The sequence below is a fragment of the Neobacillus sp. SRL179 genome, assembly GCF_984799095.1.
In genome coordinates, this window is record NZ_OZ481792.1 from 611,836 (window position 1) to 637,070 (window position 25,235).

26 protein-coding genes are annotated in these 25,235 nt (G+C 38.6%); 15 read left to right on the plus strand and 11 right to left on the minus strand.

Annotated features, from left to right (window positions below; genetic code table 11):
• Nucleotides 1-225: 225 nt before the first annotated feature.
• A complete protein-coding gene (locus AC4E8C_RS03020; protein WP_490210138.1) occupies nt 226-411 on the minus strand; it encodes a hypothetical protein in 186 nt (61 codons plus the stop codon).
• A gap of 125 nt (nt 412-536) precedes the next feature.
• Here AC4E8C_RS03020 and AC4E8C_RS03025 point away from each other — a divergent pair, with 125 nt between their 5' ends.
• Nucleotides 537-1,175, plus strand: coding sequence for a hypothetical protein (locus tag AC4E8C_RS03025; RefSeq protein ID WP_490210139.1), 639 nt, complete (start codon nt 537-539; stop codon nt 1,173-1,175).
• A gap of 57 nt (nt 1,176-1,232) precedes the next feature.
• Here the strand turns inward: AC4E8C_RS03025 and AC4E8C_RS03030 are convergent, their stop codons facing one another.
• Entirely contained in the window at nt 1,233-2,156 is a 924-nt protein-coding gene (locus tag AC4E8C_RS03030; RefSeq protein WP_490210140.1) for an SDR family oxidoreductase, read from the minus strand.
• Between the two features lie 152 nt (nt 2,157-2,308).
• Here AC4E8C_RS03030 and AC4E8C_RS03035 point away from each other — a divergent pair, with 152 nt between their 5' ends.
• The 4 genes from AC4E8C_RS03035 (at nt 2,309) to AC4E8C_RS03050 (ending at nt 5,520) form a co-directional block, all read left to right on the plus strand.
• Nucleotides 2,309-2,482, plus strand: coding sequence for a hypothetical protein (locus AC4E8C_RS03035; RefSeq protein ID WP_490210142.1), 174 nt, complete (start codon nt 2,309-2,311; stop codon nt 2,480-2,482).
• Nucleotides 2,483-2,650: 168 nt separating this feature from the next.
• Nucleotides 2,651-3,616 carry a quinone oxidoreductase family protein gene (locus AC4E8C_RS03040; RefSeq protein WP_490210143.1) on the plus strand — a complete coding sequence of 322 codons (966 nt, stop codon included), beginning with the start codon at nt 2,651-2,653 and terminating at the stop codon, nt 3,614-3,616.
• A gap of 15 nt (nt 3,617-3,631) precedes the next feature.
• Complete coding sequence (locus tag AC4E8C_RS03045) at nt 3,632-4,444, plus strand: MBL fold metallo-hydrolase (RefSeq protein WP_490210145.1); 813 nt, start codon at nt 3,632-3,634, stop codon at nt 4,442-4,444.
• 83 nt (nt 4,445-4,527) lie between these two features.
• Nucleotides 4,528-5,520, plus strand: a complete 993-nt coding sequence (locus tag AC4E8C_RS03050; protein WP_490210147.1) for an LLM class flavin-dependent oxidoreductase — start codon at nt 4,528-4,530, stop codon at nt 5,518-5,520.
• Between the two features lie 44 nt (nt 5,521-5,564).
• Here AC4E8C_RS03050 and AC4E8C_RS03055 read toward each other — a convergent pair whose 3' ends face one another.
• Nucleotides 5,565-6,314, minus strand: coding sequence for an SAM-dependent methyltransferase (locus AC4E8C_RS03055; RefSeq protein WP_490210149.1), 750 nt, complete (start codon nt 6,312-6,314; stop codon nt 5,565-5,567).
• A 229-nt stretch (nt 6,315-6,543) separates the two neighbouring features.
• On the opposite strand from AC4E8C_RS03055, the gene AC4E8C_RS03060 reads away from it, so the two are divergent.
• The 7 genes from AC4E8C_RS03060 (at nt 6,544) to AC4E8C_RS03090 (ending at nt 14,286) form a co-directional block, all read left to right on the plus strand.
• The gene (locus AC4E8C_RS03060; RefSeq protein WP_490210151.1) at nt 6,544-6,927 is read left to right on the plus strand and encodes a hypothetical protein; all 384 of its coding nucleotides are present in this window, start codon (nt 6,544-6,546) and stop codon (nt 6,925-6,927) included.
• A 153-nt stretch (nt 6,928-7,080) separates the two neighbouring features.
• A complete protein-coding gene (locus AC4E8C_RS03065) occupies nt 7,081-7,590 on the plus strand; it encodes a sigma-70 family RNA polymerase sigma factor (protein WP_490210153.1) in 510 nt (169 codons plus the stop codon).
• Complete coding sequence (locus tag AC4E8C_RS03070; protein ID WP_490210155.1) at nt 7,587-8,624, plus strand: DUF4179 domain-containing protein; 1,038 nt, start codon at nt 7,587-7,589, stop codon at nt 8,622-8,624. The genes AC4E8C_RS03065 and AC4E8C_RS03070 overlap by 4 nt, the downstream gene beginning before the upstream one ends.
• A gap of 223 nt (nt 8,625-8,847) precedes the next feature.
• Nucleotides 8,848-10,404: a GNAT family N-acetyltransferase gene (locus AC4E8C_RS03075; protein ID WP_490210157.1), complete on the plus strand. Its 1,557-nt coding sequence runs from the start codon at nt 8,848-8,850 to the stop codon at nt 10,402-10,404.
• Between the two features lie 252 nt (nt 10,405-10,656).
• Entirely contained in the window at nt 10,657-11,862 is a 1,206-nt protein-coding gene (locus tag AC4E8C_RS03080; RefSeq protein ID WP_490210159.1) for a hypothetical protein, read from the plus strand.
• A 17-nt stretch (nt 11,863-11,879) separates the two neighbouring features.
• Entirely contained in the window at nt 11,880-13,121 is a 1,242-nt protein-coding gene (locus AC4E8C_RS03085; protein ID WP_490210161.1) for a Zn-dependent hydrolase, read from the plus strand.
• Nucleotides 13,111-14,286 (plus strand): amidohydrolase, encoded by a 1,176-nt coding sequence (locus AC4E8C_RS03090; RefSeq protein ID WP_490210163.1) that lies wholly within the window; start codon nt 13,111-13,113, stop codon nt 14,284-14,286. The genes AC4E8C_RS03085 and AC4E8C_RS03090 overlap by 11 nt, the downstream gene beginning before the upstream one ends.
• Before the next feature lie 24 nt (nt 14,287-14,310).
• Here the strand turns inward: AC4E8C_RS03090 and AC4E8C_RS03095 are convergent, their stop codons facing one another.
• The gene (locus AC4E8C_RS03095) at nt 14,311-15,150 is read right to left on the minus strand and encodes an STAS domain-containing protein (RefSeq protein WP_490210165.1); all 840 of its coding nucleotides are present in this window, start codon (nt 15,148-15,150) and stop codon (nt 14,311-14,313) included.
• A gap of 279 nt (nt 15,151-15,429) precedes the next feature.
• Here AC4E8C_RS03095 and AC4E8C_RS03100 point away from each other — a divergent pair, with 279 nt between their 5' ends.
• Complete coding sequence (locus AC4E8C_RS03100) at nt 15,430-16,299, plus strand: cation diffusion facilitator family transporter (protein ID WP_490210167.1); 870 nt, start codon at nt 15,430-15,432, stop codon at nt 16,297-16,299.
• Nucleotides 16,300-16,764: 465 nt separating this feature from the next.
• Here the strand turns inward: AC4E8C_RS03100 and AC4E8C_RS03105 are convergent, their stop codons facing one another.
• The 6 genes from AC4E8C_RS03105 to hxlR form a co-directional block, all read right to left on the minus strand.
• Nucleotides 16,765-17,427 carry a DNA-binding response regulator gene (locus tag AC4E8C_RS03105; protein WP_490210169.1) on the minus strand — a complete coding sequence of 221 codons (663 nt, stop codon included), beginning with the start codon at nt 17,425-17,427 and terminating at the stop codon, nt 16,765-16,767.
• Between the two features lie 440 nt (nt 17,428-17,867).
• A complete protein-coding gene (locus AC4E8C_RS03110) occupies nt 17,868-18,014 on the minus strand; it encodes a hypothetical protein (RefSeq protein ID WP_490210171.1) in 147 nt (48 codons plus the stop codon).
• Between the two features lie 294 nt (nt 18,015-18,308).
• On the minus strand, nt 18,309-19,214 hold the full coding sequence (locus tag AC4E8C_RS03115) for an IS3 family transposase (RefSeq protein WP_490212454.1): 906 nt from the start codon (nt 19,212-19,214) through the stop codon (nt 18,309-18,311).
• The gene (locus AC4E8C_RS03120; protein ID WP_490207782.1) at nt 19,157-19,495 is read right to left on the minus strand and encodes a transposase; all 339 of its coding nucleotides are present in this window, start codon (nt 19,493-19,495) and stop codon (nt 19,157-19,159) included. Before AC4E8C_RS03120 ends, AC4E8C_RS03115 begins: the two co-directional genes overlap by 58 nt.
• Nucleotides 19,496-19,642: 147 nt before the next feature.
• The gene (locus AC4E8C_RS03125) at nt 19,643-21,418 is read right to left on the minus strand and encodes an ABC transporter ATP-binding protein (protein ID WP_490210173.1); all 1,776 of its coding nucleotides are present in this window, start codon (nt 21,416-21,418) and stop codon (nt 19,643-19,645) included.
• A gap of 263 nt (nt 21,419-21,681) precedes the next feature.
• Nucleotides 21,682-22,044 carry a transcriptional activator HxlR gene (gene hxlR, locus AC4E8C_RS03130; RefSeq protein ID WP_490210175.1) on the minus strand — a complete coding sequence of 121 codons (363 nt, stop codon included), beginning with the start codon at nt 22,042-22,044 and terminating at the stop codon, nt 21,682-21,684.
• 206 nt (nt 22,045-22,250) lie between these two features.
• Between hxlR and hxlA the strand changes: the two genes are divergently transcribed.
• Nucleotides 22,251-22,883 (plus strand): 3-hexulose-6-phosphate synthase, encoded by a 633-nt coding sequence (gene hxlA / locus AC4E8C_RS03135; RefSeq protein ID WP_490210177.1) that lies wholly within the window; start codon nt 22,251-22,253, stop codon nt 22,881-22,883.
• A gap of 7 nt (nt 22,884-22,890) precedes the next feature.
• Nucleotides 22,891-23,448, plus strand: a complete 558-nt coding sequence (hxlB, locus tag AC4E8C_RS03140; protein ID WP_490210179.1) for a 6-phospho-3-hexuloisomerase — start codon at nt 22,891-22,893, stop codon at nt 23,446-23,448.
• A gap of 113 nt (nt 23,449-23,561) precedes the next feature.
• Here hxlB and AC4E8C_RS03145 read toward each other — a convergent pair whose 3' ends face one another.
• Entirely contained in the window at nt 23,562-24,932 is a 1,371-nt protein-coding gene (locus AC4E8C_RS03145; protein WP_490210180.1) for a S8 family peptidase, read from the minus strand.
• Between the last annotated feature and the right edge of the window lie 303 nt (nt 24,933-25,235).

Here is a 25,235-nt window from a genome sequence, read left to right on the forward strand (position 1 = left end):
GTGCCTAAGCGCCCGAGCAAGCTCTAATTGAGTAAGAAGGGTCGAATAGAAGGAGTCTAAACGACAGAGCACGCTCTAATTAAGTAAAACGGGTCGAATAGAGGGTGCCTAAACGACAGAGCACACTATATAGAACGGTCGAATAAATAAGATTGTAAAAAAATAAAAAACCTAATCCATATAGTCTTAGGCGGAAAAGTACACATATTTACTTTTTAGAAAAAATTAATAAACCTTTCTTATCCCGGATAAACGGAAACAGTAAATCCTTTGTTTTTCATCTTTCAAGGAAAGAATTTGGTCGCGCAAGTTTAAAGCTGAAACGCATCCCCTATAGGTGTGTAAAATGCCATTGCGATCGTAATCAATCGTAATCATGTTACTCTCCACTAGTTTTTTTAAATACATCATAACCCTCCTTTAGCAGTGATGGTTGATACAATGTCATTATAAGCTATAAATTTTAAGATATAATGAAGAGAATGTTAAGATATTAAGTGAAAATCGAGTTTCAATATTTCTGTTAGGGGAGAACAATGGATACTAAAGAACAAGCGTTACTGAAATATTATTATGAAAAGTTGATGGAGAATAGATTTGATGAAAAGGATGTTTATGCCTTTTTATGTTTAATTCGCAATCAAAGGCTAGAAACTACCTCTATCAAAGAGCTCGCAGATTTTATCGCACATCGGGATAGATATGAGGGAATGATAAAAGAGTACCTGTTTGAAACCGGGAAAAAGTTTGAAAGCCTGGGCAGAACAAAAACGCAGCTGCGGATTGAAGATGTATTTTCCTTTAAGGAACTAAAACAAGGAATCAATAAAGTGTTAGCGGCATATCAGCTCAATAGTTTACCAAATGAAAAGATAAATGATTTTATTACCTGCCTCATTTCTCTTTTGCAACAGGTCACTATTATTGAGCAGGAAAAAGAAATTGGGAAACTATTTTTTGCCTTTTCTTCTAAACAGATTATTTTAATGGCAGAACTTGAAGTTTCTCAAAATTTTTTAAAGAAAACCAATGCTGTTTTTCCAGTATTGACTGCCAACAATAATTATATCACTATGAAAAAGCAAGACAGGTATGATACTCCTTATTTAGTCACTGACAAAGTGGTCGAAGTAATTAATCATGATGGAAAGCTCGACATAATCATTCCAGATTAAATAAAAGAAGTGCGGCAGGAATTCATTCCAGCCGCATTTTTACTGTTCACAAATATTCTAAGATGAAGTAACTTGCCCGCCGTTTACATGAAGGGTTTGCCCGGTTACAAAACGGGAGTCATCGGAAGCAAGGTATACAAAGGTCGGCGCCACTTCAAAGGGCTGGCCCTGACGCTGCATTGGATTACCGGCCAATTGAACCTGGTCTGCTGAGAAACTTGCTGGAATCAACGGAGTCCAAATTCGGCCAGGAGCAATGGCATTTACCCTGATGCCTTTTTTGACTAAATTATTGGCCAATGCCCGGGTAAATCCGACGTTCGCTGCTTTGGTCGCCGTGTAATCAATCAATTGGTCATTTCCATCATATGCTACGACGGACGCCGTATTAATGATGGAACTGCCTGCTTTTAAGTATGGGAGAGCAGCACGGGTAGTGTAGAAATGAGAGTAAATGTTGACTTTAAACGTATCATCGAATTGCTCATCGGTAATATCTAATAAACTTAATTGCTGAAATTGAATCCCTACATGGTTGCACAGCACATCGAGCTGACCAAATGTTTGAATTGTTTTTTCTACGATGTCAACACACTGTTGTTTGACTCGAAGATCGCCAGGTAATAATAAACATCGCTTCCCTAATTCTTCAATTCTCGTTTTGGTTCGAGTAGCATCCTCATGTTCATCCAAATAAGCAATTGCAACGTCGGCTCCTTCTTTAGCAAAGGCGATGGCCGCCGCTGCCCCCATCCCGCTGTCACCGCCAGTGATAAGAGCAACCTTTCCGACTAATTTTCCGCTTCCTTTGTAATTGGGATTTTCGATAATGGGCCGAGGAACCATTAAACTTTCAACACCAGGCTGGCGAAGCTGACGTTGCTCTGGAACCGTCAGTGGAATATCTTCATAGCGTGTTATTTTTCCGTAGTGGGGATACAAAGGGTAATTTTGATTTTGTTGATGATCGTTGTTTGCCATGGGAAATCCTCCTAGATGACACATTTTCCTGTTACTTTATGAAAATTGGGCTATCAGCGTGCATGCCGGTGCTTTTTTTCGAAATGGCCGGGCTCATAAAATTGATAAAAAGAATAGTGTAGAGGATAAACAATTCGAAGGAGGTAAATGCGATGCCGTATGGGCCATACAGCCGCGAAGTAACATTGTTGTTAGTCAATCAATCTGATGAAAAGGTAGAGGTTGTTTACAACTCGAATCCGAAGGCCATTCAAATGCCGAAAATTGGACCAAGACCGCCTTTCTACTATAATCCAAGATATGAGCAGTATTATCCCGTTATCTAAAGGACCAGAAAAGTTAATCATAAGATGCCTATCTAATCACCATGCACGCCAGGATGTGGCATCTTTTTTGCACATGAAATGAAGAAAAGAAGCCGTTATTTGCATTCGCTGTTAGAAAACTATTTAATAAAAGAGTAAATGAAAACTACTTAGAATGAGGTAATTAATTTGAAAGCACTTGTGTTTCATACATTTGGAGGACCAGAAGTACTGGAGTACGCAGAAATTGAGAATCCTGCCATTGGTCCAGATGAAATTTTAGTTAGAATGAAAGCGATTGGCTTAAATTTTGCGGATATATATAGAAGAAAAGGAAACTATCATCTAGCCGGAAATCCTCCCTATATCCTAGGGTATGAAGGGGCAGGCATTGTCGAGGAAGTTGGTGAAAATGTACAAGGAGTCCATGTTGGCGATCGGATGGCGTTTGCAGATGTACCATTTGCGAATGCTGAACTAGTTGCTGTACCTTTTGAAAAAGCGATCCCAGTTCCTGAAACAATCGAACTTACTGATGCGGCTTCTGTCTTGTTGCAAGGGCTGACGGCGCATTATTTAACACGAGATAGCTATGCGGTGAAAAAGAATGATGTGGTTCTTGTTCATGCCGCTGCTGGCGGTGTGGGGCAACTGCTCGTCCAAATAATAAATCTGCTAGGGGGAAAAGTAATTGGTTTAACTTCTTCCAGAGAAAAAGCAGTCGCAGCCAAAGAAGCAGGGGCTAATCAAGTATTTTTATACAAAGATGATTGGAAGAGCCAAGTATTGGAGGCAACGGAGGGTAAAGGTGTTGATGTGGTCTATGAATCCGTCGGTTCTACTCTTTCAGAAAGCTTTGCTGTGACGCGCGTTGGTGGAACAGTTGTCTTTTTCGGAATGTCCGGCGGAGACCCTGCACCTGTTGACCCCAGAATGTTAATGGATACATCAAAGACACTAACAGGCGGGGATTTATGGAATGTGCTTACTTCACGCGAAGAACGAATCGTTCGCTCCCATGAACTGTTTGGCTGGATGGAAGCGGGAAAAGTGCGTGTTTCCGAGCCAACTATGTTCGCCTTGGAAGAAGGACAAGAAGCACATCGTTATCTAGAAAGCCGCAAGAGCACCGGTAAAATCTTATTAATTCCTTAGGGAGAGGGGATAGCTATGATTCAATATCAAAATAAGTCTATTACCGTGTTTCAAAGTGCATTATATCAGACAACATGTACGGTAGTAGAAACAGAGCAATTTGTTTTAGTGGTAGACCCAAACTGGCTGCCACAGGAAATAGCTGAAATTGTTGAGCATGTGGCTAATATCCAAGGAGAGAGGGAGCTCTATCTCCTGTTCACGCATGGAGATTTTGACCATGTTATCGGTTATCGTGCATTTCCTGGGGCCAAGGTAATTGGAAGTAAAGGACTGCAAGAGCATCCGAATAAACAGCAAAAGATAGAATTGATTCAACAATTTGATAATGATTATTATATTCAACGTACATATCCGGTGGATTTTCCAGAGGTCGATATTGTGATAAGCGAAGATGGGCAGCAGCTGATGCTCGGAGATACTATCATGACCTTCTATTTAGCACCGGGCCATACGCATGATGGAGTGTTTACCATTATAGAACCGCTTGGAGTTTGGATTGCCGGAGATTATTTATCTGATTTTGAACTGCCATTTATGTATGATAGTGCGAAGTCCTATGAGGAAACACTTCGGAAAGCTGAAAGAATTCTTCAAGACCATAGGATTTCCCTTCTGATTCCCGGTCATGGTCAAATGACCACTAGTGTGGAGGAGATTAAGCGGCGAATTTATGTTTCACAGGATTATCTGGAAAGGCTAATAGGTGCGGTAAAAAATAAAAACTCCGATGCGCTGGATGAATTAGAAAAAGAAATGCCGTTCCCCTCAAGTTTTACGAAACAAAGCCATAAAGACAATATCGAGATTATTAAGAGGGAATATTAAACTTTTTTTTAAAGACGACCTTTGCCTGTTCTTAGAAAGAATGAACAGGATAATAGCAATAAGATTAGAAAGAAGGTTTTTTATTGAAGCTGAGTGTCCTCGATCAATCAGTTATTAGTAAAGGCGAAACAAGCAGCAATGCTTTACATAACACGATAAGATTAGCCCAGATTACCGAAGAGTTGGGATACACTCGTTTTTGGGTGGCCGAGCATCATAATACAAATGGGCTGGCAGGAACTTCCCCTGAAGTGCTAATTTCTTCTCTTGCAGCAAATACGAAAAAAATACGGATAGGGTCTGGTGGTGTGTTACTTCCTCAATACAGTCCCTATAAGGTTGCTGAAAATTTCAAGGTCTTAGAGGCCCTTTACCCTAATCGTATCGACCTAGGCATGGGTCGATCACCGGGTGGTTCCCCAATGACAAGGTTAGCACTAACAGATGGGGTAAGAAGAAGTCTCAATGAATTTCCAAGGCAGGTTAAGGATGTGCAAGGTTTCTTAACTAATCGTTTACCAAAGGAGCATCCGTATCATGATGTCCAGGCATTTCCCACCATAGATACGGTTCCGCACATATGGCTGTTGGGTGTTACACAGCGTGGTGCAAGGGTGGCTGCTGAGCACGGAACCGCTTTTACATATGGATATTTCATCACGCCGCATAATGGGGAAAAAGCAATGAAGTATTACTATGAAAACTTTCAACCGTCGCCATTATTAGCCCAGCCAAGTACGAATGTTTGTATTTTCGTTGTGTGTGCTCCAACGCAAGAAGAAGCGGACGAATTAGCATTAAGTCAAGATATGTGGCTGTTATCTGTTGAAAAGGGGATAGACACTCGAATTCCTAATCTAGCAGAAGCAAAAGGCAAGTCTTGGACCAAAGAAGAAAGGCTTAAGTGTAAAGAGAACCGAAATCGTATGGTGGTTGGAAATCCAGAAAAGGTAAAGGACGAAATTCTTCGTTTAAGTGAAATGTATCAAACTGAAGAATTCATGATTATAAATAACGTCCATGGCTTCCACAATAAAATTAAAACCTATATGCTGCTAGCAGAAATGTTTCTATAGGTCTGGCGTCTATAGAAGAACCCCAATGAAGAATATTGGGGAAATTAGTTCCGGTACAAATACAATCCAAATCCTAAGGTGTCCCTGCCCCATTTTAAATAAGTCTGACGCCACGTCCGAATTCGCTCAAGCATTGCATTACAATCGGGATCCTCAGGGTTTTCAAAACAATAATTCTCGATTGATGAGGAATAAAGCCATTCATAATCATCCCATTCGTCATCATTGGCTGTATATGCCCAAAGCGGAATTAGTCCTAATTTTTGGCCTGCCTTGACAGTATCAGCATGAGTTTTACATTCGGACTCGTCTGCTCCGCCGAGGGCCTCTAGATACTCAGGACTAGGCTTTTGCTTCCAATAACCTTCACCGATCAATATGTACCCATTTTTCTTAACAAGACCTTTAAGAGTTTGGAGTGTGGATTCAAGACCACCCAATGCATGGGTAGACCCAATACAAATTCCAATGTTATACCCGCCTTTTTCACATTTCTCGACTGCCACTGTGGCATCATCGACTATATATTCAATACTTCCTTCGGCAATTCTATTGGCTGCCTGTCTCTTAGCTTCTTCAATGGCACCGCTATACAACTCAATGGCCGTTGCTTTCACCTGATAGTTCTCCACTAAACGGATCAACAGTTCACACTTTCCTGCGCCAATATCAATCACCTTATCATTCTGCTTGGGGGATATGATTTTTACCATTTTTGCGAGTTTTTCCTCGTTGATTGGATTACTAAAAGCATGATCACTATGGGCTATAGCCGAAAATTTGTTTCTATCCATAAGGCAATCTCCTTTTTAAAAAGAAAAAATTTCTACTTTCTGTCAAGACTAATTAATAATGCCTATTAATAGTATACCAATTGCAACATCTAATGACACTAGCCTAATTAAGGAGATTGGCTGTTTACACGAAATATATGGGCATGGTTAACCTCTTAATTTTTTGTAAAATTGAAACCAAGATGGCCTTTTTTCGTATATATAATAATGATTAGAAGGAGATGGGGTCATGTTTCTAGCAGAACTTCAACAAGAGGAAAAAACAGCATTTCTCGAATTAGCTGCTCTGATTGCCCGAATTGATGGGAAATTATCGATATATGAGAATTCTATATTAAACAAGTATCAAAGCGAAATGGATCTTGAGGATTATAAACTAAAAGGTTTAGCCATGGATGATATCCTAAAGATATTTAAAAGTGAACGTTCCAAAAATATTGTCTTAACTGAACTCTTTCAATTAATTTATTCCGATGGTGTTTATCAGGATCAAGAAAGCAAATCTGTCCGTTTAATAAAGGACCATTTCGGATTTGATGAAAAAGAGTTTGGAAGTTTTAAGGATTGGATCGATAAAATAAAGGAATTATCTGCCTCTAACGACAAGCTGTAGAAGCAATCAATTTTTTGTACAAGTATATAAAGGGAGCTGAGAAATCAGCTCTTTTTTCGCATGTTTGAAACAAATAAAATTTTTTATAAAATTTTCGACCAAAATGAACGATCTTTCGGTCTAATATAGTAAACAGATAAAAGGGGTGAAAATATGACTGTACCTGAAAATCGTGAGATCTTAACAGAAAAATTATTTATATCTTTATTTGAAACACATAAAGATTCGATCTATAGAATGGCCTATATGTATACGAAGAATCAACCGGACTCTTTAGATATAGTCCAGGAAGCAGCCTATCGTGCTTTTAAAAATCGAAAAAGTTTAAAGGAAATGAGTTACTTTAAGACGTGGATCTTGAAAATCACCATCAACGCATCGATTGACTTGTTAAGAAAGAAAAAGAAAGTGGTGGAATTGCACTTTAATAATGAATTAGGACCGCAAAAGGCGGAGGAAAAGTACGCTGATTTATTATTACATGAACTGCTAAATACATTAGATGAAGATGAAAAAAGGTTAATTTATCTGAAGTATTATCAAGAATATACCTTTCAGGAAATTTCCGAGATGGTGGAGTCACCCATCAGTACCATTAAATCAAAAATTTACCGGGCTTTAGAAAAAATCCGAGTGGAACATCGAAAGGAGGAATTTTCATGAACAAAATTCAAAAAGAACTAGAAAAAATTCAAATTCCAGATGACATGATGGATTTTATGTATAAAGGCTTAGAGCAAGCAAAAAGTGAAGAAAAGGTAACTGAGCTGAATCAACGTGTCACAAGGAAAAGAAAGACTCTAATTATGTCACTAGCGGGCATCGCAGCGGTTATCGTCTTATTCTTCGGTTCTACCTTTGTTTCTCCGGCAATGGCAAAAGTCGCATCCAAAATCCCGTATTTAAAGGATGCCTTTTTGAAAGATGCAGATAAGCAAGGCGTAAAATCAGTCTTAGCTCTTGTTCGAGAAGAAGGCTTGAAACGTGGATACGAGGTTAAAGGAATGAGAGTGGGTGGATTTTTTAAAGAGGAAGACCCCGATAAAGTGATGGTTTTTCTAAACAGCAAAGATTATAATGACAAAACAAAATCAGATGTCGAAGCCCTCACGAAAGATATGCTCGATCAGAAGGGATATTATGCAGAAACCATAGAAGTTCTTCCGTTTAAAGCGGATTTTTATTCATCGGTGAGACGAATAAATATAATAAGCATCGAGCGTGCAAAAGAAATTCAATCGATTCTCAAGGATAAAGGATACAGTGTCGATTTCGTTGGGCAAATCGCGAGTATGAACAAAGTGTTTGTGATTATTCCTGAGTCGGAGAAACGAGTGGATGAGGTTCGCAATATGATCCGAAACTATCTAAGTAAAAAATATTATGAAAATGATTTTCCAATCGATATTCGCATTGCGAACTTAAGCAATATCGATCCGAAAACCAAACTAGAAAAAAATCTTCATCTGATTTTTGAGAAGTTAGTAGCGAAGAAAGAAGCGTACAAAGTCAATTCTTTCATTTACACCATTAAGGACGGACTAACGATTACGATTGAAACATCCCTTGAGAAAAAGGACCAGAAGGTAATAGAGCAAATTCGTAAGGAAGTGGCATCACAACTAGATAAAGAATATAAGGGACCTTACACCATTAAAATGGTCGGATTAGAAGAATTGAAAGCAATTGGCGAATAAACAAGTTCTATTGGAGAAATAGGTTAACGATTGGGAGGTATTTAGATACCTTCCTTTTTGTTGTGCAAAAATTACTAATAACATAAAAGATGTCATCGGTGAATAAAAGTGAAAAGGTCAATGTTAATAATTTTCAGAAGAGGGAATAATACAATCAAACCGTGTTTTATTTGGAATAATTTTTTTATAACAGTTCGTACATTTAGTTCAAGGGCGTGAAAACATGACAGAGACCGATGTGTCAAAATATGAAAAGAAAATAATCATCCGCAACATTCGTGCGGAAGATATTGATGAGATTATTGAATTAGGGAAAGAATGTTTTCCTAACATGGAGCCATGGAAACGGGAGCAATTACTGAGTCACCTGCGAATTTTCCCTGAGGGACAATTTTGTGTGGAATACGAGGATAAGATTGTCGGGTCATGCTCAAGTTTAATTGTGGATTTTGATGAATATAAAGATCAACATACATGGAACACCATCACGAATAATGGTTTTATCACCAATCATGATCCAGCCGGGTTTAACCTATACGGAATTGAAGTAATGGTTGATCCTGAGTACCGGCGGATGAAATTAGGGCATCGGCTATATGAGGCGCGAAAGGAACTAGCAAGGCAATTAAACCTTCAAAGTATTATTATTGGCGGGCGTATACCAAATTATCACTTATACAAAGATAAAATGACTGCCCGCGAATACGTAGCTGAAGTAGAGAAACACAGCATTTACGATCCCGTGTTATCCTTCCAGCTGCTGCAAGGATTCTCGATTAAACGTATCAATACGAGATACCTGCCAGATGACAAGGCATCAGAGTCATTTGCCACCCTGATGGAATGGCACAATATTGACTATATGCCTACATCCCGGCGCCATTATCGCGCAGCGCTCCCGGTTAGAATATGCGCGATCCAGTATATGATGAAAAAAATTGACTGTTTTGATGAATTTAAGCGCCAGGTGGAATATTACGTAAACGTCGCAGCCGATTTTGGTTCTGATTTTGCATTGTTTCCAGAGATTTTCACCACACAATTGATGTCCTACCTGGAAGAAAAGAGACCGGACCAAGCCGTTCGCTTACTTGCTACTTTTACCAATCAGTATATAGAACTTTTTACTGAACTTGCCGTCCGCTACAATGTAAATATCATTGGAGGATCCCATTTTGTAGAAGAAAATGGTGATTTGCTCAATGTTGCGTATTTATTCCGGCGGGATGGCACGATCGAAAGACAGTCAAAGCTCCACATTACCCCTAATGAACGGAAATGGTGGGGAATTTCTGAGGGAAACGAATTTAATGTGTTTGACACGGATTGTGGAAAGATAGCCATCCTGATTTGTTATGATATTGAGTTCCCTGAACTTGGCCGGATGGCAGTTGACATGGGCGCGAATATCATTTTTGTTCCATTTTGTACAGACGATCGTCAAGGCTATTTACGAGTCCGTTATTGTGCCCAGGCACGGGCTATTGAGAATCAAATCTATACGTGTATTGCGGGTACGGTCGGTAACTTGACTCATGTAAAGAACATGGATATTCAATATGCGCAATCAGGCATTTTCAGTCCATCGGATTTTGAATTTGCCAGGGATGGAATTGTCGGAGAATGTGATGCCAATATCGATACCGTCGTTGTTGGGGATATTGATATTGAGAAGTTAAGGCGTTCTCAAAAGACAGGCTCTGTTCGTCAATTACAAGATCGTCGACGTGACTTGTATCGGATCGAGTGGAACCATCTAAAGCATGAAGAAAAGAGCTAAAAACCAAAAGAGGCGAACCAGTCCATCAAGCTGTTCGTCTCTTTTTTTTATGATTTATAAAATAATAAAATCATTTGCCTGAAATAGGAATTTATTCTACATAAAGTAAAACAAATGAACTGTAAACGGTTGCAAGAAAAATTTTAATAATTAAAATTGACTGAAAAATAGAATTATATTATTATTCTAATAACGTATTATTTTTCGTCCCACGAAAGATATCAATTAATTTATAGAAAGTGAAGTGACCTTATGTCTCAAATGTTAGCCTTTGTTATTGTTGTTCTTATTTTATTAATTGGGGATTGGGTTGCGATTCGAACAAAAGCCTGGGTTCCATCTATATTTATCAGTGCAGTTTTGTTTTTGATTGGATATTGGACATTTTTCCCAAAGGAAATCGTTTCAATTGCCGGTATCCCGCCTGTCGTTGCTACCATGTTAATGTACCTATTAATTACTAATATGGGAACGTTGTTATCGGTTCAGGAATTGAAGGCTCAATGGAAGACCATTATTATTGCGCTTTCTGGAATTATAGGGATTATCGTTTTTTTACTAGGGATCGGAACATTGATTTATGGCTTTGAAACCATGATTGTGGCCATTCCGCCTCTAGTGGGCGGAGTTGTATCGGCCTTAATCATGTCAGAAGGGGCAAAGGAAGCAGGCCTCGCCTCGCTATCGGTATTTGCGATCGTCATTTATGTGATACAGGGATTTGCCGGCTACCCGCTTACTTCGATTATGTTGAAAAAAGAAGGCAAGCGACTTCTCACACAATATCGGAATGGGAACTTAGCTGAAAAGGTACCAGCAAATGCGTCAGCAGAAGTCGCCGCTTCAGCAGAAACTGCAGGAGGAGAGCTTAAGTTATTTAAGAACCTGCCTGAGAAATACAACACCGAGTACTTTAAATTTTTCAGACTTGCCCTTGTGGCCTTTCTTGCTTACCTAGTTTCAACCTTATTGGCACCCGTTGTTTCTGTTAGTCCGTTTGTCCTTTGCTTATTGTTTGGGATTATCGCGAAAAGCATTGGTTTTCTGGAAAAACAGGTTTTACAAAAAGCAAATGGTTTCGGTTTTGCGCTCATGGGTCTGATGCTATTTGTCTTTGATGGCTTAAAACAAGCAACACCAAGCATGATGCTCGAAATCATTTATCCATTGGTTGGCACCATTGTAATCGGTGTGATTGGGATGTACATCTTCTCCTTCATCGCCGGTAAAATCCTGAAGGTAAGTAAAGATATGGCGTTCGCTGTTTCCTTAACGGCTTTGTATGGATTTCCAGCAGACTATATCATCACAAACGAAGTAATCAAGTCGTTAACAAATGATGAAAAAGAAAAAGAAGTCCTAACAAGCCACATGCTGCCTCCAATGCTTGTCGGCGGGTTTATTACCGTTACAATTGTGTCGGTTATTCTAGCAGGTATTTTTGTGAAATTACTTTAAAAATGGAGGAGATTTGAATGGAAGACCTTCAAACACGGATTGAAGGACATATAGAAACATTAAGTCAATTTACAGCAACACCTGGAAAAGGGACGACTCGTCTTACCTATAGCAAGGAAGATCAACAAGCACGAAATTATATCAAGGAAAAAATGAAGGAGTATGGCTTAACTGTTCGTGAAGATGGTTTTGGCAATATTTTCGGCAAGCTTGAAGGTACTTTAAAGGATGCTCCTAGCGTTCTCATTGGATCCCACTTTGATTCAGTTCCGAATGGCGGCTCCTATGACGGACCGGCTGGTGTGGTGGCAGGACTTGAAGTGGCAGCTCTGTTTGCCCAGAATCATCTAACACCCAAATATCCCTTGGAAGTGATTGCGTTAATTGAAGAAGAGGGCGCCAGATTTGGCGGCGGATTGATGGGATCTAGAGGGATCACTGGCTTACTTAGTGAAGAAGGTTTTAAGAATTTAAGAGATAAAGATGGAATTTCTCCTATTGAGGCGATGGAAATCATCGGCCTAGATTCATCTCTGCCCAAAAAAAGAGATCCCAAAACGATTAAGGCGTTCCTAGAGTTGCATATTGAACAAGGACCGATTTTGGAAGAGAAAAATATTCCGATTGGTGTCGTGGAGGCAATCGTTGGTTTGACTCAATTTGAAATAACCGTCGATGGGCAAGCGGGACATGCCGGGACAACACCGATGGACCGGCGCTCAGATGCATTAGTCACAGCTGCTAAGCTTATTGCACAATTTCCTAACCTGGCAATCGAGGAAGGGGAAGGGACCGTTATGACAACGGGACAGTTAAATGTATTTCCTAACGGTGCAAATGTTATACCTAATAAAACCGTTTTTACGGTCGATCTTCGTTCAAGCAAGGAAGAACATATCCAAAATGTCATTCGTAAAATGAACGAATTGATAGATTCATATAGTAGAAATGGGATCCAGATATCGGCAGTACAGCGTTTATACATGCAGCCAAAGGCGATGAATCAAGAAATTCGTAACCTGTTAGAACAGAACAGTAGTGCATTAAATATTCCTTATTGTTCAATTAATAGCGGTGCAGGTCACGATGCGATGGTTATGTCCGATGTTACGGATGTAGGAATGCTCTTCATCCCAAGTAAAGACGGGCTTAGCCATTGTCCGGAAGAATGGTCAGATTCACGGCATATTGCAAAAGCTGTACAGGTTTTTTATGAAACAGCGAAGAAATTAACGGAGGCAGATAGAAATGATCAATGAAAAAATAAAACAAGCTATTCAAGATTATAGTGAAGAATTAACAGCCATACGCAGAAAGCTTCATAGTGAGCCTGAATTATCCTGGGAAGAAGAAAATACAACTAAGTTTGTCTGTGAGTATCTCGATAATCTCGGAATTGCTTATCGAAGAACGGTGCCAACTGGCGTAATCGCAACAATTGAAGGGGGAAAACCAGGCAAAACGGTAGCCTTACGAGGAGACATGGACGCTTTATCGGTCGAAGAACTAAATAAAGATTTACCTTATGCCTCCAAAGTAGAGGGGAAAATGCATGCCTGCGGTCACGATTCTCACACCGCAATGCTGCTGATTGCGGCCAAGGCATTAAATGAAAGTAAAGCGGATTTGCCTGGAAATGTCCGTTTGGTGTTCCAGCCTGCAGAGGAAGTAGCAGAGGGAGCCAAAGCAATGGTGAAACAAGGGGCTGTTGATGGGGTTGATAATGTGTTCGGCATTCATATTTGGTCCCAGATGCCAACGAATAAAGTCTCTTGTCCAGCAGGACCATCATTCGCCTCAGCCGATCTTTTTACAGTAACGTTTAAGGGCCGAGGCGGACATGGGGCGATGCCGCATGATTGTATCGATACTGCAATAGTAGCTTCTTCCTTTGTTATGAATGTACAATCGATTGTATCCAGAACGGTTGATACACAAAAACCAGCAGTGCTTACAGTTGGAAAAATGGTAGTTGGTACACGTTTCAATGTAATCGCTGAAAATGCTGTGATTGAAGGTACTGTTCGCTGTTTTGATCCAGCCGTTAGGGACCACATTGAAACACAACTGCAGCATTATGCTGAACAAGTAGCGGCCATGTACGGGGCAACGGCGAAGGTAGAATATATTCGCGGTACTCAAGCAGTGAATAATGATGAGTACAGTGCGAAACTAGTTCAAAAGGTTGCAGCTGAAGCATTTGGTGAAGATGCGGTTTATTTTGAAAAGCCGACCATGGGCGGCGAGGATTTCAGTGAATATATGGCCGAGGTGCCTGGCAGTTTCGCGTTGGTGGGCAGCGGAAACCCTGCAAAAGATACAGAGTGGGCCCACCATCACGGCAGATTTAACATCGATGAAGATGCATTGGTGACAGGAGCAGAATTATATGCTCAATATGCATGGGCTTTTTTAAATGAATAATGAAGGATTCCTCCAATTGGCACCCTAAAGGGGTGCCAATTTACTTTTTGAATTAATCCATTCTAACGCATGCTTGACATGGGTAAAGGTTTTAAAGGAAGACATGTCCATCCCACTGTTCACAACTGTAAAGGCTAGTTCAGGCCGTATACCCGTAACAATGACATGTATGCCTAACAAAACAAGGATATCTCCAATCGATTTTAGGTTATTTATAATTTCTTGATTGAGATTTAAGATACCTGAATAGTCTATGATAATATATTTTAATTGAAGTGCTACAATTTTAGGAACACCCTTTTCTAATATATAACCGGCTCTATAAGAATTGATTTCACCAACTAATGGAAGAACGGCAACACCCTCTTGAATCAAAACGACAGGTGCCGAAAGTTCCGCCAATTCTCGCTGAGTCTTTTCCTCGTATCTTTCTGAAAGCATTTCAAAAGCTAAAATCGTCTCGTTTAAGCTGACGTCGAGCATGGAATTAAACCTTATAATAATAGATTTACTATCTTTAAATGATATCCCAAATACCTCGGTTAATTTTGTGATAAGATCGAGAAAGACTTCTCTAGTGGGCGGATACCTAACTGCAATCTCAGATATTTTTCCTCCTGAAGAGACCTGATGTTCTGCGTTCTTCTTACTCCATGATAATAGCTCCTCCGCAATATCATCTGTGCCCTCTAAAATGGATATGCCTAAAAATTGGAAAAGCTTAATATACATTTCGATAGCTCGCTGCTTTTCTTCTTCGGAAATAATTAAGTTCATCTTTTGAAGAACACCTTCAACAAGTTGTACTGCCAGTAAAGTTGCATTTTTTGCGAAATAGGTAGCTATTTTATTTTGCAGGCTCATATATTAATAACCCTCCCGTTTCCATATATTAAGATTATACCTTAAATAGGAGAACCCTTTTGTAACTGGATTATTAATAAGGATAAAATAAGGCTATAGCCTTATTTAGAATAAATTTGTTTATACTTAATCTATATGTGACTATAAATTAGAATCTTTCCCATAAGAAACATTATTCTCCATAGTCTACTTATATAAAAAGGGGCAAAAAGGTTGCTCTAGACCCACTCAATTTTTAGGAATATCATTAGAAGGGATGGTAGTGGGAGGGCAAGTAACATGGAAGAGAAAAAGTATCATGATCTTAAATTAGGTGAACGTGGCGCAATCGTTAGTATAATTGCTTACATATGTTTATCTATCATAAAATTAATTTTTGGATATGTCGGTGATTCGGCTGCATTGAAAGCAGATGGTCTAAACAATACGACTGATATCATAGCATCCATTGCTGTCCTTATCGGACTGAAAATTTCTCAACGGCCGCCGGATAAAGATCATGGCTATGGTCATTGGAAAAGTGAAACGATCGCCTCATTAGTTGCCTCTATTATTATGGCTGCCGTGGGGATACAAGTGCTGACTGAAGCCATTACTTCAATGTTTCAGGGAGGAAAAGAGTCACCAGACATGATGACGGCATATGTCGGTATGGGCTCAGCATTAGCGATGTATTTTGTCTATCGATACAATAAAAAATTGGCAAATAAAATAAATAGTAAATCCGTAATGGCAGCTGCAAAGGATAATCTATCAGATGCCTGGGTCAGTATAGGGGCAGCTGTAGGTATTGCTGGCTCTCAATTAAATATGCCGTGGCTGGATACTATAACGGCTATTATCGTAGGACTATTAATTTGTAAAACAGCTTGGGATATCTTTAAGGAATCTTCTCATGAACTTTCAGATGGATTTGATGAAAATAAAATTCAAGTTTACCAAGAAGTCATTACAAACATATCAGGAGTTAAAGGAATTAAAGAAATTAAAGGCAGAAACTATGGGAATAATGAAGTCATCGATGTGGTGATTCTTGTTCATTCTACCCTGGATATTAAACAGGCCCATGACATCGCTACACAGGTGGAAAAGGCACTCATAAATGAATATGGAATCTACGAAGTTCATGTCCATGTAGAGCCGAATTAGCTGGGACTTTTATTAACAAAAAAAAGTACTAAATCTAAAAATAAAGAGTTTCCGTTCTGAAGTGCATTTCTTTAAATATGTGCCGAACTGACAGGAGTTCATTATTGGTATATAAAACTTAACTTCCTTGTGATACGTTTCACCCTAATGCATTAAAATGAGGTTCACTTGGATTAATAAAATGCTAAATCAAAACATCCTTCTTTATAAAACCAGTCTCGTGATGGTTTTATCTTACTTCCTTTAAATCATTATTTGAGTAATCAGCGATAGGAAAATAAGCGGAGATTTTTCGGTTATATGCAGAATGGAGCTCGTTTCGAGGTATATAAGGGGAGGTTTTCCGATTATGCATAGCAAAATCTCTCATTTTTACGTTTATTTCGTCAATAAGCGGAATCTCTCCGTCTATTCCAAGCTATTTTCATGCTATTTACTAAGTAGGAGAAATTTCTCCGTCTATTTTCAGATCGGGCGTTTAACCTGATCCCCCAACCGATAAGATCTGACCCTCACGACCCCAGATGCGGGAATCAGCATCTTTTTCTCTACTAGCCGAGAAAGTACCTTTTTTACCGTCTTGTCACTTAACTTCAAATACTTCTCGACTTCTATAGGCGATATTACTTCACCTTTTCGAATCGATAACCGAAGCACTTCCTTTTCGACAAAGGAAAGAGAGGTCAGGTCCAGTTCATCACCCAACCATCGGCCAATCACTTGCTGAACAATCTGTTGGCATCGACGAGGATTCTCTTTAACTTGGTCATAAGAAAAGCGAATCACGGTCCATCCGTCAATCACCAACTGGTTTTGACGTTCCAGGCTGTCGGAAAACTGCCATCTGCTTATGTTCTTCAAGTGAGGGCCGAACCCGTCAATCTCGAAGCAAATACGGATGGCGGGACGAATATAAGCAAAATCCAAATACCTTTTTCCATCCTTGAAATCATCCACTTCATATTCTGGATGTAGATACTGAAAATGGTAAAATAGAGGCCACCACACTTGCTTCAAAAACAATATCTCAGCTTGTTTGTGACCTTCTTGTAGGCGCCGCAACCGTTCACCATTTCTTGCCTGCAGGTGAGCATCCATAAAAGCCTTGTATTCTTCTTGAAATCCCATAGCATCTCTCTCCTCCTATCCAAAGGTATGTCTAATACAGAACCCTTTATATACTATAGCTAATAAATTTAATCAAATTTAGCAAATAACAAAAAATCTTGACAGTTAGCCTAAATGACTTAACTAATTTGGAAACCGTTCTTTCCTCAATCAAGTAAACCATAATGGTAAATATTCCGTTTTCATAAGAAGAATCTACAACATGGGCATTTATTCGGCATACATATTCGACACTGCCAATGAACCATCCCCATTATTTATTCATTTAAACTAAGGTATGATTTTAAAATTAAAGAGAGTTAATGCGAGTGAAAAAAGAGGTTTAATGTGGCTTAAATTATAGAGATAAGGAAAATAATGACTTGCTGAGTAATTAATATAAAAAGAAAATTTGAAGATAGAACTATTTTTAGTTTAATAGAATTCTTAAATTTGTCAATTTACTTTCTTTGAATTTCAACAATATCGATAAGATATCTTGTCCTAATCGAGTAACCAGCAAAAGTAAAATAAACGGAGATTTTCCGGTTATATGCAGAATGGAGCTCGTTTCGAGGAATATAAGGGGAGGTTTTCCGATTATGCATAGCAAAATCCCCCATTTTTAAGTTTTTTGTGTCAATAAGCGGAACCCCTCCGTCTATTCCAAGCTATTTTCGTGCTATTTACTAATTAGGAGAAATTTCTCCGTCTATTTATCTGATAAGTGTCTAAACCGACTCCCCCACCAAAAAGTGCGGTACTCTTAAAAAGATCAATAAAATTTGTAATTAAAACGCACTGCAAATCACAGAGTTTTGACCCACTTACCCAGATAAATAAATAAAAAGACGTATGCCAATTTGGACTTACACCCGTCAAGTAGACAGCTCTAAAAAAGACTATGCAGCCATCGTGATCCGATATTCAACTGGAGCACGGTGGTTTAGTCGTTTTTGGAATCTCTTATAATTGTACTCATACATAAATGTCTCTATTGCTTGTATTAATTCTTCCTCTGTTTTACAATCGGTTTGATACAACATTTCTGTTTTAAAGTGGGAAAAGAACGATTCAACACAGGCGTTATCTAGGCAGTTTCCTTTGCGAGAGTGGCTGCCCTTAATGCCATATTTATTTAATCGTTTGTTGTATTTCTTAGACGTGTACTGGAATCCTTGATCCGAATGGAGAATGGTTCCGTGCACGATTCTTTTTTTATTTAGGTCCTCCACAGTATCCAATACCAGTTTCATGTTATTCCTGTCTGATAACTTCCAAGAAACAATTTCATTATTATATAGATCCTGAATAACTGATAGGTAATAAAAACGGTTTTGGAAAGGTATGTAAGTTATGTCTGTTACTAGGACTTCATTTTCTTTTCTCTCTTTAAATTCCCTGTTAACCAAGTTAGGGAACACTTTGGAACCTTTTTTACCAAAGTATCTCCATTTCTTTCTTATTACCGACTGAATTTCCATCTCCTTCATTAAACGGTAAACCTTCTTATGGTTTACCTCAAATCCTTCCTCCTTCAGGGCTACTACCATTCTAGGATAGCCATATTCCTTATGTTTGAGGTGGATGGAAAGCATTAGATCCATTAACCCCTGATCCTTTTCCTTTTTCTTTTCACGAATCTCAATGGTTTTTACCCATTTGTAATAGCCAGATCTCTGCACTTCAGCAATTTCAGTTAACCAGGTAATGGGGTATATACCTTTTAGCTCATGTATAATCTCAAACCTTATTGATTTTCTGATTTCACCTCCCCGTGAAGATTTGGATACTGCTTTTTTAAGTATTCAACCTGAGCCTTATAGTAATCACGTTCTTCTTCTACATTTTTGAACTTTGTTTTTTGTCGCCCTTTAAGGGGGTTATCAGTAGAAGTTTTTCCCCTTTGATCGGTAAGTTGATTGCCTTCCTCAAACTTTCTTACCCAAGTTTTTAATTGGGTTGGGCTTCGTAATCCCAACTCCTCAGAAAGAGTTTGGTAACTACCATCACCATTAATATATCTTTCAATTGCTAAACGTTTAAATTCTTCTGTATAGGATTGAAATTTCGTCCCCTTTTTTGCCATAAAAAATCCCCTCCAAGTAGTAGTGTATCATTCCCACGTTATTAGCGGGCTTTTTACACTGTCTACTTAAAGGGGATAATATCAATTCATACGTCTTTTCTAAGAAAGCACTCGAAAACCGTTCCTTAAAAATTAGATTCTTATATTTTATTTCGAGGTTAAATTCAGCTCATGGTGGTCATGGTTTAAATTTTGAATGTTATATAAGTGTTCATAATTGCCATTTTTCCGCATTAATTCATCGTGTGTTCCTTGTTCGACGATTTCGCCATCCTTCATAAAAATGATTTCATCTACATTGGTAATCGTAGATAATCGATGGGCGATGGTGATTGTCGTTCTGCTATTTGCTAGTTTTTCTAAAGATTCCTGAATTAAAGCCTCTGATTCTAAATCCAATGCTGAAGTGGCTTCGTCAAGAATTAAAATTTCTGGATCCTTAAGGAAAACCCGGGCAATCGCAATTCTTTGTTTTTGACCACCAGATAATTTGACCCCTTTTTCACCGATCTCCGTATCATATCCATTGGGAAAATGTTCAATAAATTCATGGGCACTGGCGGCAACCGCAGCGGAAATCATTTCTTCTTCCGATGCATCTGGGTTTCCTAATAAAATATTTTCCCGAATCGTACCACTAAATAAGATATTGTCTTGTAACACCATTCCGATATGGCTTCTTAAGCTTCTCTGGGTAATATCAGTGAGATTAATTCCATCCAGGGTAATTCGCCCTTTCTCGATTTCGTAAAATCTAGGAATCAGACTGATAAGAGACGATTTACCTCCGCCGCTCATCCCAACGAGTGCGATCTTTTTACCTGGAGCAATGGTTAAGTCAACATTCCTTAAAATCCAATCCGAATTTTTATCATAGCGGAAGGATACATGATCAAATTTAATTTCACCCCTTACAGCAGTAAGGTTCTTGGCATTAGATTTATCACTTACATCGTAAGGATGATTCCAAAGCTCCATTACCCGATCGAGGGAAGCTGCTGCTTGGGTTAATAGGGTAGAGGAGTTAACTAATCTGCGTAAAGGCCCGTAAATTCGGTCTAGATAACCAAAAAAGGCGACAAATGTTCCTAAAGAAATTCCCTTGTTAATAACTTCGTATCCGCCATAAGCAATGACTAGCAAGGGTGCAATATCGGTCAAGGTATTAATAATGGAATTGGTTAAGGCATTCCATCTTGTCACTGCCATCGCTTTATTGAGAAAACCGCGATTGCGAATGTCAAATTGATTTTTATCATAGTCCTCTAGGGTGAAACTCTTTACCACTGGCATTCCGGACACTCGTTCATGAAGATAGGATTGCACATCAGCGAGCGCTTGTGAACGTTGTTTTGTTAATGATTTTAGACGTTTATATAAGATCTTTACGGCAATAGCGTAGAAGGGAAGAATGGCAATCGTTACAAATGAAAGCTTAACATTTAAGGTAAACATAAATCCCAGGGCAATTGTTAACGTGAAAATATCTAACCAAATATTCATCATTCCTGTTTCAACGATGTTCTTCGTTTGCTCCACATCGTTCATAACACGGGAGATGATTTCACCTGTCTTACTGTTTTGATAAAAGCGCAGCGACAGCTTCTGTAAATGATCGTATAGTTTACTGCGGATATCATATAAGATTTGGCTGGTAATCTTCTGAGCGAAATATTGACGATAATATTCAGCAGGATAGCGTATGATGACAAACAGCACAGATGAAGCAGCAATGACATAGAAGAGGTGAAGGATTTTATCACTCAGTGTCATTTTTGTTAAAATAATGGAATCAACGACGTATTTTAAAATGAGTGGCAGCGTCAAGGGAATTCCAAATTTAATAACTCCTATAATTAATGTTGCCAGCACTAACTTCCAATATGGTTTTACAAATTTAAAATATATTCGATAACTTTGCATAATGGGCTCCTTAACTATAAAGAAAAGTTACTTTTTGTAGTATTCCAATCCCTATCGAGATAAAATCGTAACTCTTCTATAAATATAATGGCAAATAATAATTATACCCTATTTTTGTGGTCATATGGCATTTTTCTATTTTTAGCAAAAAAAAGACAGCACAAGGCTGTCATTAGATAACTAGTAATATACTTTGACGATCAAGTTATATAAAAGTAAAAAAGCCTGGGGCAGCAATCATAACTTACAAAAAACTTTTTCTACTAAATGGCTGATTGGCCTTCAGTTTGTTTGTCCAGGACATTCTCAATATAATCTTTTCCCCATTCATACATAGCATTTAAAATCGGCATAAGACTTTTTCCATGCTCAGTCAACGAGTATTCAACTTTTGGTGGAACGACAGGGAATACTTCACGATGTACAATAAAATGCTCTTCAAGTTCACGTAATTGGTTTACAAGCATTCTTTGGGTAATCCCTGGCATAAGGGCCTTTAATTCACCAAATCGTTTCGTTCCTTCCTTACCTAGATGCCATAAAATCAACATTTTCCACTTACCACCAATTATTGCGAGTGTTAATTCTTTTTCACAGTTAAAAGTTTTCTCTCCTAAATTTGGCATTTGCTTCACCCTCCTCTATTTACCCAATAGTATACTTTTTAGCACTATATGCGATAAAAGTGCGTACTTTTAATTTTAATACCTGATAAGTATACTAAGAAACGTCCTAGTGAGTAAATAGATTTTCAAATGGGAACATTTGTACAAGTTAATTGGAGCCCATTAGCACAAAATAAAAATCCACATTTTATAAGGAGCGAATATAAATGAAATTACAATTAGCATTAGATCTTGTCGATATTCCAGGAGCAATTGAATTAGTGAAAGAGGTTGAAGAGTACATTGATGTAGTAGAGATTGGTACTCCTGTGGTGATCAATGAAGGTCTTAAAGCAGTGAAAGAGGTAAAAGCTGCATTTCCGAACTTAACTGTATTAGCGGACTTGAAAATTATGGATGCAGCCGGATATGAAGTAAGTCAAGCATCTGCTGCAGGTGCTGACATCATTACAATTCTTGGTACGGCAGAGGATGAGTCCATTAAAGGTGCAGTAGAAGAAGCTAAAAAACAAGGTAAACAAATCCTTGTTGATATGATTGCGGTAAAAGATATCGCAGCCCGTGCCAAAGAATTGGACGAACTTGGTGCCGATTATATCTGTGTACACACTGGTTACGATCTGCAAGCGGTAGGAAAAAATTCCTTTGAAGATCTACACACGATTAAGAGCGTTGTAAAAAATGCCAAAACTGCAATCGCTGGTGGAATCAAATTAGAAACACTTTCAGAAGTAATTAAAGAACAACCTGACCTTATCATTGTAGGCGGCGGTATCACAAGCAAAGAAGATAAACGGGCTGCTGCACAAGAAATGCAGGAATTAATTAAACAAGGTTGATTCAACAATGAATACTACTCAATATTTAACTGAAATTGTTCAAGAATTAAGTCAAACAGTACACTTAATATCTGATACAGACGCCGAGAAATTAGTGAACCATATTTTAGAATCCAAGAAAATCTTTGTGGCTGGTGCGGGCAGATCTGGATTTATGGGTAAATCTTTTGTAATGCGAATGATGCACATGGGGATTGATGCCTATATTGTTGGTGAAACCGTAACAGCTAACTTCGAAAAGGATGATCTATTAATTATTGGGTCAGGTTCAGGAGAAACCAAAACCTTGGTTGCCATTGCTGAAAAAGCTAAAAGCTTAGGCGGTAAAGTTGCAGTTATAACCATTTCTCCAGAATCTACCATTGGAAAATTAGCGGATATGATTATTAAATTACCTGGGGTAACGAAAGATCAATCTGCGGGTGATTACAAGACTATTCAACCAATGGGATCTCTATTTGAACAAACGATGTTATTATTTTACGATTCCATAATCTTGCGTTTTATGGAGAAAAAAGGCTTAGATTCTAATAAAATGTATGGAAAACATGCTAATCTTGAATAGAATGCAGCTAAACATATACAGAAAGGACCACATTTTTAAGTTGTGGTCCTTTCTGTATAATCACCATTAATTCTATACAAAAAGTGAAAAATCAGATTTGAGGCTAGTCCAAATTATTTAGCTTTTCTAGCCATTTGCAAGGCAGCTGCATTATCGATAACTCCATGTCCAATGTATGGATTAGGACCTGCTTTTCCTGCTGAACGAGTGCTTTTGTTAATGATATCAACCACTTCAGTATTTTTAAGCTTAGGATTTACAGAACGGATTAACCCTGCCAATGCGGTTACATGGGGCGCGGCCATGGAGGTTCCTGACAGGGAGGCATACTCCCCATTTGAGAAAGTGCTTGGAATCTCAACACCAGGTGCTGCCACATCAATGTAATCCCCATAATTAGAAAACTCGGCTCGATTGCCATCCCAATCAACAGCTGCGACACCGAGAACCCCGGAAAAGGCAGCTGGATAACTAGGCTGGTTTGTATTATCATTCCCTGCGGCTGAAATGACCACCACATCCTTTTCTAGGGCATAGTCAATCGCGTCTTCCATTACATCACATGCTTGGTAATTACCAATACTTAAATTAATCACATTAGCACCGTGATCGACAGCCCAACGGATCCCTTTCGCTACATAAAAGGACCCCCCTGTTCCATCAGCTTCCATAACCTTGACTGGAATAATCGGGTTATACCATGTGATCCCAGCCATGCCTTCGCCATTATTGGTATCGGCTGCAATAATCCCGGCAACATGCGAACCATGACCGTTATCATCATCAGGATTGTTCGAATTGGTAATGGCATTATAACCTGTGGTTAACCGTTTTGTCAGATCTGGATGATCTAGGTCCACACCAGTATCCACCACTGCAATTTTTACATTTTTTGACCCACGGGTAACATTCCATCCGTCTTCCGTTCCAATCGCGGGCAGATTCCATTGATAGCTTTGGTAAAAGGTATCATTTACTTCATTTGGCAAAATGATGTAGTGGGGTTCCGCATATTCAACAGCTTCATCTTTAGTAAAGTACTGTTCCAGCATAGTAGCAGATTTGCTATTCGACTTGAATATATATAAGGTTTCGTGCTGCTCTTTCAGTATTCCGTCAATATCTCGGGTATACTGTTGAATTTTTTCCTTGGATGGTGATTCCTTAAATTGAACAACCACTTCATTATCATAGTAATGGCTTTTATCCTGCTTGTTATGATGAATTAACTTGATTGAAGGGGTGCTATTTAGTCTTAGCTTTAAGTTGTGATTGTCCTGAATCATATCCACTCTTTTTATGGCACCATTATTCTGCTGCACATTACGGACCTGCAGCGGGCGGTTTGTGTGGGAGTTAAGGTTACTTTTACTTGGATTGTTCGGTGATATTTTTCCCTGATCCAGCCAAAAAGGGCGTACGGTTATAAATACGACGATGCAAAAACATATAGTTAGGATACCGATGATTACTCTTTTTTGCATACCTGCACCTCAATATGGTTTTTAATGATGAGCCTGTTTGTTATGGTCCCTTTTATGATTGGTTAAAAAAGGGTTCTATATCCAGTAAGTTAGTTACATAGACCCTAAAAGTTCATAGAAAATTATTACAGAAAATCAATTTTATAGTAAAATTATAGTGTGAAGACTCTTTTGTCAGAGGTGCCAGTATATGAACTATTTTTAATTTATCTTCTTTTTTTATGGGTTTGTTAAGTTTTTTTCTTATTGTCACGCATCTATCACAAAATTTGAAGGAAATACCGTTTATAATAAATATTGGAA

Coding starts and splice junctions, on each gene's coding strand:
- hxlR (WP_490210175.1), bottom strand. CDS start 22,044: ATGCCAAATTTAGGAGAGAAAACTTTTAACTGTGAAAAAGAATTAACA.
- AC4E8C_RS03025 (WP_490210139.1), top strand. CDS start 537: ATGGATACTAAAGAACAAGCGTTACTGAAATATTATTATGAAAAGTTG.
- AC4E8C_RS03035 (WP_490210142.1), top strand. CDS start 2,309: ATGCCGTATGGGCCATACAGCCGCGAAGTAACATTGTTGTTAGTCAAT.
- AC4E8C_RS03020 (WP_490210138.1), bottom strand. CDS start 411: ATGATGTATTTAAAAAAACTAGTGGAGAGTAACATGATTACGATTGAT.
- AC4E8C_RS03030 (WP_490210140.1), bottom strand. CDS start 2,156: ATGGCAAACAACGATCATCAACAAAATCAAAATTACCCTTTGTATCCC.
- AC4E8C_RS03145 (WP_490210180.1), bottom strand. CDS start 24,932: ATGCAAAAAAGAGTAATCATCGGTATCCTAACTATATGTTTTTGCATC.
- AC4E8C_RS03070 (WP_490210155.1), top strand. CDS start 7,587: ATGAACAAAATTCAAAAAGAACTAGAAAAAATTCAAATTCCAGATGAC.
- AC4E8C_RS03110 (WP_490210171.1), bottom strand. CDS start 18,014: ATGCATAATCGGAAAACCTCCCCTTATATTCCTCGAAACGAGCTCCAT.
- AC4E8C_RS03075 (WP_490210157.1), top strand. CDS start 8,848: ATGACAGAGACCGATGTGTCAAAATATGAAAAGAAAATAATCATCCGC.
- AC4E8C_RS03100 (WP_490210167.1), top strand. CDS start 15,430: ATGGAAGAGAAAAAGTATCATGATCTTAAATTAGGTGAACGTGGCGCA.
- AC4E8C_RS03060 (WP_490210151.1), top strand. CDS start 6,544: ATGTTTCTAGCAGAACTTCAACAAGAGGAAAAAACAGCATTTCTCGAA.
- AC4E8C_RS03045 (WP_490210145.1), top strand. CDS start 3,632: ATGATTCAATATCAAAATAAGTCTATTACCGTGTTTCAAAGTGCATTA.
- AC4E8C_RS03055 (WP_490210149.1), bottom strand. CDS start 6,314: ATGGATAGAAACAAATTTTCGGCTATAGCCCATAGTGATCATGCTTTT.
- hxlB (WP_490210179.1), top strand. CDS start 22,891: ATGAATACTACTCAATATTTAACTGAAATTGTTCAAGAATTAAGTCAA.
- AC4E8C_RS03080 (WP_490210159.1), top strand. CDS start 10,657: ATGTCTCAAATGTTAGCCTTTGTTATTGTTGTTCTTATTTTATTAATT.
- AC4E8C_RS03085 (WP_490210161.1), top strand. CDS start 11,880: ATGGAAGACCTTCAAACACGGATTGAAGGACATATAGAAACATTAAGT.
- hxlA (WP_490210177.1), top strand. CDS start 22,251: ATGAAATTACAATTAGCATTAGATCTTGTCGATATTCCAGGAGCAATT.
- AC4E8C_RS03120 (WP_490207782.1), bottom strand. CDS start 19,495: ATGGCAAAAAAGGGGACGAAATTTCAATCCTATACAGAAGAATTTAAA.
- AC4E8C_RS03105 (WP_490210169.1), bottom strand. CDS start 17,427: ATGGGATTTCAAGAAGAATACAAGGCTTTTATGGATGCTCACCTGCAG.
- AC4E8C_RS03125 (WP_490210173.1), bottom strand. CDS start 21,418: ATGCAAAGTTATCGAATATATTTTAAATTTGTAAAACCATATTGGAAG.
- AC4E8C_RS03065 (WP_490210153.1), top strand. CDS start 7,081: ATGACTGTACCTGAAAATCGTGAGATCTTAACAGAAAAATTATTTATA.
- AC4E8C_RS03090 (WP_490210163.1), top strand. CDS start 13,111: ATGATCAATGAAAAAATAAAACAAGCTATTCAAGATTATAGTGAAGAA.
- AC4E8C_RS03095 (WP_490210165.1), bottom strand. CDS start 15,150: ATGAGCCTGCAAAATAAAATAGCTACCTATTTCGCAAAAAATGCAACT.